The sequence below is a fragment of the Variovorax sp. 20P10.2.4 genome, assembly GCF_058244205.1.
In genome coordinates, this window is record NZ_JBZAYE010000391.1 from 1 (window position 1) to 7124 (window position 7124).

Consider the following 7124-nt stretch of genomic DNA (forward strand, 5'->3'; position numbering starts at 1 on the left):
CGCCAGCAGCCCGGGGTAGGCCTCGAGCGCCACCCGATCGGCCGGCTGCACCGCGCGCAGCCCCGGCAGATGGGCACCGGCCGACAGCAGCGGCGGCACCCCGGCGTGCAGCATGAAAGCCACCGGCGGATTGACCCACTTCATCGACGGGCTGGAACCCGCGGGCGCATCGGTGGCGCGGTGCGCGAACTTGCCGCCCACCGGCCGCGCGGCGCAGAAGGCCGCGAAGGTCTCGCGGATCTCGGCGCGGGTGAGCGCGGCGTAATGCGCGATCAGCGGCTCGAAGCGCACGGGCCAACCCAGGTGCTCGACCAGCTCGCGCGGCAGGCTGAACGGAAAGTCGAAACCGCCGACCCAGGCCGGCGTGGCGTGCAGCCAGCGGCTCCAGGCCTCGAGCGTGGTGAAGCGCCGCAACTCGTGCAACGCCACGGCGCCATCGGGCATCGGTGCGCCGATGGCCACCACGATCGGCTTGCGCGCGGTCGGTGCACTCGAGAAATCGCAGCCGAACAGCAGCGGGCCCGGACGCGTCTGGCTCATGGCTCAGCCCAGCGCGAGCGCCACCACGCCCGCGGCGATGAAGAGCGCGCCCAGCAGGCGCAGCAGCCGGTCGCCCTCGCGCAGCAGGTGGCCGCCGATCAGCGCCGCGAACAGCATCGACACCTCGCGCGCGGGCGCCACATGCGAGATCGGCGCCTGCTGCACCGCGTAGAGCACCAGCACGTACGACACCGGACTCACGGCCGCCACCACCAGCGCGTACTTCCACTGCGCGCGCCACATGCGGGCGGTGGTGGTGCGGTCGTGCAGCGCGGCCGGCAGCAGCAGCACCAGGCGCACGAGGTTGCCGAAGTAGTCGAGCAGGATCGGCGACATCGCGAGGAACTTGACGGCGTAGCTGTCGGCCACGGTGTAGGCCGCGATGAAGCCGCCGGTCAGCACCCCGTAGCGGATGCCCTTGTGCACGCGCTCGCGCTGCGCCGGGTCGTGCGCCTTGTGCCAGAGCTTCGGGCCGCCGGCGACCAGGAACACGCCCCCCACCACGCCCAGGATGCCCGCCACGCCCACGAGGCTGATCTTCTCGCCGAGGAACAGCACCGCCACCAGCGACGACAAGAGCGGCCCCGAGCCCCGCGCCAGCGGATAGACCACCGTGAGGTCCGACTTGCGGTAGCCGCGCAGCAGCACGATGAAATAGAAGATGTGCAGCACGCCGCTGAGCACGACGAAGCCCCACTCGGTCGCGCCCCAGTGGGGCACCACGTTCCAGCCCAGCACGATGCCCACGGGCGCCCAGAGGAGCATGTTGAACACGCTGGTCTGGAAGCTGAAGCGCACGTCGCCGTTGGCCTTCTTGGCGACGATGTTCCAGCCCGCGTGGATGAGCCCTGCAAGCAGGATCAGCGCGAATGCGGAAAGAGGCACGGGATCAGATCAGGGAAGTCGCTCGCCCACCGGCCGGCAGGCAACAAAAAGGGGGCCGAGGCCCCCGACGCATTTCAGTGGCGCCCGACGATGGCCGCCGTGGCCATCAGCTCCTCGAGCAGCGCCAGCGAGACCTTGCCCGAGACCTTGTACGGGTCGAGCTCGGGCTTCTCGGAGTATTTCAGCAGCGTGGACGCGTTGAGCTTGGAGAGGTTGACCTGCCCCATGGTCCAGCCACCGAAGCGGCGCTCGAAGATTTCCTCGTAGTGCAGCAGCACCACGTCCTTGTGGCGCGCATCGCGCTGGATGTGCCCGTAGAGCTCGCTGATCGCCATGCGGCCGCCTTCGATCGCCTGCAGGAAGGTGCCGCCGCCGTAGCAGAGGATGCCCGTGATGCCGCAGGTCGTGTTGTGCGAGCGCGATTGCGTGAGGATCGCCTCGATGGCCGCGGGGCTGGTGTCGACGGCGCGGCTGGCGTAGAGGAGTCGGACCAGCATGTCAGCTCTTTCGGGGCAGGAGGGACAGGAATTCGCGGCGCAGGCTCGGGTCCTTGAGGAACACGCCACGCATCACGGAATTGATCATCTTGCTGTCCATTTCCTTCACGCCGCGCCAGGCCATGCAGAAGTGCTCGGCCTCCATCACCAGCGCGAGGCCGTCGGGCTGGGTCTTTTCCTGGATCAGGTCGGCCAGTTGCACCACGGCCTCTTCCTGGATCTGCGGACGGCCCATCACCCATTCGGCGAGGCGCGCGTATTTCGACAGGCCGATGACGTTGGTGTGCTCGTTGGGCATCACGCCGATCCAGAGCTTGCCGATGATCGGGCAGAAGTGGTGCGAGCAGGCGCTGCGCACCGTGATCGGGCCGACGATCATCAGCTCGTTCAGGTGCTCGGCATTGGGGAATTCGGTCAACGAAGGCGGCGGCACGTAGCGGCCGCGGAACACCTCGTTGACGTACATCTTGGCCACGCGCCGCGCGGTGTTGTCGGTGTTGTGGTCGTTCTCGACGTCGATCACCAGGCTGTCGAGCACGCCCTTCATCTTGCCCTCGACCTCGTCGAGCAGGGCCTCGAGCTCGCCGGGCTGGATGAACTCGGCGATGTTGTCGTTGGCGTTGAAGCGCCGGCGCGCCGCGTGCAGGCGTTCGCGGATCTTCACGGAGACGGGCGTGCCCTCGTCGTCGTCTTTGGGAACGGGGAGCGTGTCCACTTCGATTTTCCTCAGCATCGGGCCATCGTACCAGTGAATGCATACCCGCCGTTCGGGCCGCGAATGCCCGCTCCTTCTGCGGGCCTTGCTATCAATTCGGCAGCAAGAAGTCGGTGACCAGTGGCAGGTGGTCCGACATGCGGGCCCAGATCGGGCCGCGCGGCACGCTGCTGGTCAGCGGTTCGATCTCGCGGCCGTAGATGAAATCGAGCTGCGCCACCGGCAGCCGCGAGGGATAGGTCAGCGTGCGCGGGCCGCGCAGGTCGCTGGTGTCGCGCAGGCCCATGGCGTTCATCGCGTAGCGCATGCGCGCGCCCCAGTCGTTGAAGTCGCCGGCCACCACCACCGGCTCGCCGTTCGGCACCTCGCGCTCGATGAATTCGCGCAGCCGCGCCACCTGCCGCACGCGGCTGCCCTTGATGAGCCCCAGGTGCACCACGATGGCGTGCACCGGCCGCCCTTCGACCTCCATCACCACGTGCAGCAGGCCGCGCTGCTCGAAGCGGTGGTCGGAGATGTCCTGGTGGTTGGTGCGCAGCACCGGCCAGCGCGTGAGCAGCGCGTTGCCGTGCTCGCCGTGGCGCGTGATGGCATTGGTCTCGTAGACCGCCGTGTAGCCCTCGGGCGCGAGGAAATCGGCCTGCGGCAGCTCGGGCCAGCGCGGAAAGCGCACCGCGGCCTGGCGGTTCATCTTGCGCACTTCCTGCAGGCAGACGATGTCGGCGTCGAGCTGCTCGATGGCGTGGCCGAGGTTGTGGATTTCGAGCCGCCGCGCGGGCCCGATGCCCTGCACCCCCTTGTGGATGTTGTAGGTGGCGACCCGGAAGTTGGGCGTCTGCGAGTTCATCGCGCAAATTCTGGCAGCAACAGAATGGCTTCGGCGTTCGATGGGGAAAAGCAGGCATCGGCCGCCTCGCGGTACGGCAGCCAGCGCCAGTCGGTGTGCTCGTGCGGCGCCAGCACCGGCACCACGCGCTCGGGCACGCACAGGCCGAACAGGTGCTCGGTGTTGTGCGTGACGCCCGGCGCATAGCGTGCCCGCCAGCGCGGATAGATCTCGTAGACGTTGCGCAGGCCCCAGTCGACCAGCTGCGCCGCGAGCGCACTGCCCTGCCCGCACAGGATGCCGGTCTCCTCCGCGACCTCGCGCGCGGCCGTGAGCGCCAGCGGCTCGTCCTCCGCGTCCTTGCTGCCGGTGACCGACTGCCAGAACTCGGTCTCGGCGTCGGCGCGGCGGATCAGCAGCACGTCGAGGGCGGGCGTGTGGATCACGACCAGTACGGACTGGGGGATCTTGAAGGGGCGCGCATCAGAAGCCACTGAGCACGGCATCCATGGCGGCTGCGACCTCACTGGCGCGGGAAGCGAGCGAGGCGACGGGCTTCTTGAGAAGCTTGGCCGACAGAGGGGCCGCCAGGTGCGGCATCAGGGACAAGGTCTCCCCGCCCATTTCCACCGGAGGGCACAAATTGACCGGTGCCTGGCGCGCGCCGACACGAAACACGGGAATGACAAGGCGGGTCGACAAGTGATCGAGCAGGCCGCTTTGCACGTCGACGACGTAGGGAACCGTCCGGCGCGCTTCAGGCCGAGGGTTCTCGTAGATGTCGAACTGCGCCATTCAAGACGCTTCCTGCCAGGACACCATCCCCTCGCACCACAAGCCCTGTTTCTCCACCAGTTCGTTCTGCTCGGCGATCCAGTCCTTGTATTGCGCATTGAACTCGCGCTTGCGCTGAGCCAACGACTTCTTCTGCTCCAGCGCCTCGAGTTCCGCAAAGCGCGCAGCAGAAACGAGAACGACCGCCACGCGGTCGTTCTTCATCACATGCACCGGCTCACGCTCGGCCTGGCCGAGGTAGTAGCCGAATCGGTTCTTGGCTTCGGTGGCGGTGATCTGCATGGCTGGCTCCCGGGGAGTGATTAGCCATTTTAGCCACCGCCCTCCTCGGGGCAAGCGCCGCCGATCAGGCCGCCTGCTGCGGCTGCACGTTGCGCAGCCGGATGTGCAGTTCGCGCAGCTGCTTCTCGTCGACCGGGCTCGGCGCCTGCGTCAGCAGGTCCTGCGCGCGCTGGGTCTTCGGGAAGGCGATCACGTCGCGGATCGACTCGGCGCCGGTCATCAGCATGACGAGGCGGTCCAGGCCGATGGCGATGCCGCCGTGCGGCGGTGCGCCGTACTGCAGTGCGTCGAGCAGGAAGCCGAACTTGAGTTGCGCGTCCTCGGCGCTGATCTTGAGCGCGCGGAACACCTTGCTCTGCACTTCCTCGCGGTGGATACGCACCGAGCCGCCACCCATCTCGATGCCGTTGAGCACCATGTCGTAGGCCTTGGCGATGCACTTCTCGGGCGCGGTGTCCATGAGGTCTTCATGGCCGTCCTTCGGCGCGGTGAACGGGTGGTGCACGGCGCTCCAGCGCTGTCCTTCCTCGTCGAACTCGAACATCGGGAAGTCGACCACCCACAGCGGTGCCCAGCGGTCGTCGAACAGGCCGCTCTTCTTGCCGAAGGCGCTGTGGCCGATCTTCACGCGCAGCGCGCCGATGGCGTCGTTGACCACCTTCTCCTTGTCGGCGCCGAAGAACAGGATGTCGCCGTTGCGCGCGCCGGTGCGGGCGATGATCTCGGCCAGCGCGTTGTCGTCGAGGTTCTTCACGATCGGGCTCTGCAGGCCCTCGCGGCCGGCCGCCGCGTCGTTGATCTTGATGTAGGCCAGGCCCTTGGCACCGTAGATCTTCACGAACTCCTGGTAGGCGTCGATCTCGCCGCGCGACAGGCCGCCCTCGGCACCGCCGCCCGGCACGCGCAGCGCGACCACGCGGCCGCCCTTCATCGTGGCGGCGTTCGAGAACACCTTGAATTCCACGCGCTTCATCAGCTCGGTGAGTTCGGTGAACTCGAGCTTCACGCGCAGGTCGGGCTTGTCCGAGCCGTACTTGAACATCGCCTCGCCGTAGGTCATGGTCGGGAACACCGGCAGCTCGATGCCCGCGGCGTTGCGGAACACGTTGCGGATCATGCCTTCGAACATCTCGCGGATCTCTTCCTCGGCGAGGAACGAGGTCTCGATGTCGATCTGCGTGAATTCGGGCTGGCGGTCGGCGCGCAGGTCCTCGTCGCGGAAGCACTTCACGATCTGGTAGTAGCGGTCGTAGCCGGCCACCATCAGCAGCTGCTTGAACAGCTGCGGCGACTGCGGCAGCGCGAAGAAGCTGCCGTCGTGCACGCGGCTGGGCACCAGGTAGTCGCGCGCGCCTTCGGGCGTGGACTTGCCGAGCATCGGGGTCTCGATGTCGATGAAGCCGTTGGCGTCGAGGAACTTGCGCGTTTCCATCGTCACCTTGTAGCGCAGCATCAGGTTGCGCTGCATCGCGGGGCGGCGCAGGTCCAGCACGCGGTGCGTGAGGCGCGTGGTTTCCGACAGGTTGTCGTCGTCGAGCAGGAACGGCGGCGTGACCGAGGGGTTGAGCACCTTGAGCTCGTGCGCCAGCACTTCGATCTTGCCGCTCTTGAGCTGGTCGTTGGTGGTGCCTTCGGGGCGTGCGCGCACGAGGCCCGTGATCTGCACGCAGAACTCGTTGCGCAGGTTCTCGGCCACGGCGAAGGTCGAGGCGCGATCGGGGTCGCACACCACCTGCACGTAGCCTTCGCGGTCGCGCACGTCGATGAAGATCACGCCGCCGTGGTCACGGCGACGGTTGACCCAGCCGCAAAGGGTGACGGTCTGGCCCAACAGGGCTTCGGTCACGAGACCGCAATAGTGAGTACGCATGGCCATGGCTAGATTCCGGCGCCGTTGCGGCGCGTTCGTTTTTATGGGTTGGACGGTTTGGTCGTCGCGATGCTGGCGGGACTGCCGGGAACGACGACCCCCATCGAGACGATGTACTTGAGCGCCTCGTCCACGCTCATCAGGAGCTCGATGCAGTCGCTGCGCTTGAGCATCACGAAGTAGCCGCCCGTGGGATTGGGCGTGGTGGGCACGTAGACGCTGAGGAACTCCTCGTTGCCCAGGTGTTCCGCGACCTCGTTGCCGGGCGCGCCGGTGACGAAGGCGATGGTCCACACGCCCTCGCGCGGCCACTGCACCAGCACCGCGGTGCGGAAGGCGTTGCCGTTCTCGGAGAACAGCGTGTCGGAGACCTGCTTGACGCTCGAGTAGATCGAGCGCACCACCGGGATGCGGCGCACCACGGCGTCGCCCCAGCCGAGCAGGCGCTTGCCGACGAAATTGCTCGCGGCGGCCCCCACCACCAGCAGGATCGCCAGCGTGAGCAGCACGCCCAGGCCGCGCACCCGGTGGTCGCTGAGCCAGACCTGCCACTGCTCGGGCAGCAGCCACAGCGTCTGGTCGAGCGTGCCGATGATCCAGTTCAGCACGCCGAGCGTGATGACCAGCGGCACGATCACCAGCAGGCCGGACAGCAACCATTTGCGCAGGGCGAGCATCGGGAGGTTTCTTCTCTGAAGAGCGGCGGGCGGTTCG

General features: G+C 67.4%; 9 protein-coding genes and 1 pseudogene. All 10 read right to left on the reverse strand.

Annotated features, from left to right (window positions below):
* A pseudogene (locus tag AC27VN_RS27905) lies at positions 1 to 540 on the reverse strand (DUF429 domain-containing protein); the annotation flags it as partial.
* 3 nt (positions 541 to 543) lie between these two features.
* Entirely contained in the window at positions 544 to 1425 is an 882-nt protein-coding gene (locus AC27VN_RS27910) for an EamA family transporter (RefSeq protein WP_490878634.1), read from the reverse strand.
* Positions 1426 to 1499: 74 nt separating this feature from the next.
* On the reverse strand, positions 1500 to 1922 hold the full coding sequence (locus AC27VN_RS27915) for a BLUF domain-containing protein (RefSeq protein ID WP_093340973.1): 423 nt from the start codon (positions 1920 to 1922) through the stop codon (positions 1500 to 1502).
* Position 1923: 1 nt separating this feature from the next.
* Positions 1924 to 2655, reverse strand: coding sequence for a GTP cyclohydrolase I (gene folE, locus AC27VN_RS27920; protein ID WP_490878635.1), 732 nt, complete (start codon positions 2653 to 2655; stop codon positions 1924 to 1926).
* Positions 2656 to 2728: 73 nt separating this feature from the next.
* Complete coding sequence (locus AC27VN_RS27925) at positions 2729 to 3484, reverse strand: endonuclease/exonuclease/phosphatase family protein (RefSeq protein ID WP_093340976.1); 756 nt, start codon at positions 3482 to 3484, stop codon at positions 2729 to 2731.
* Complete coding sequence (gene nudB / locus AC27VN_RS27930; protein ID WP_490878636.1) at positions 3481 to 3957, reverse strand: dihydroneopterin triphosphate diphosphatase; 477 nt, start codon at positions 3955 to 3957, stop codon at positions 3481 to 3483. The genes AC27VN_RS27925 and nudB overlap by 4 nt, the downstream gene beginning before the upstream one ends.
* Entirely contained in the window at positions 3947 to 4258 is a 312-nt protein-coding gene (locus AC27VN_RS27935; RefSeq protein WP_490878637.1) for a CcdB family protein, read from the reverse strand. Before AC27VN_RS27935 ends, nudB begins: the two co-directional genes overlap by 11 nt.
* Positions 4259 to 4540 carry a type II toxin-antitoxin system prevent-host-death family antitoxin gene (locus AC27VN_RS27940; protein WP_490878638.1) on the reverse strand — a complete coding sequence of 94 codons (282 nt, stop codon included), beginning with the start codon at positions 4538 to 4540 and terminating at the stop codon, positions 4259 to 4261.
* Positions 4541 to 4604: 64 nt separating this feature from the next.
* A complete protein-coding gene (gene aspS, locus AC27VN_RS27945) occupies positions 4605 to 6416 on the reverse strand; it encodes an aspartate--tRNA ligase (protein WP_093340982.1) in 1812 nt (603 codons plus the stop codon).
* Between the two features lie 35 nt (positions 6417 to 6451).
* A complete protein-coding gene (locus AC27VN_RS27950; protein ID WP_093340983.1) occupies positions 6452 to 7087 on the reverse strand; it encodes a DUF502 domain-containing protein in 636 nt (211 codons plus the stop codon).
* Positions 7088 to 7124: the final 37 nt, after the last annotated feature.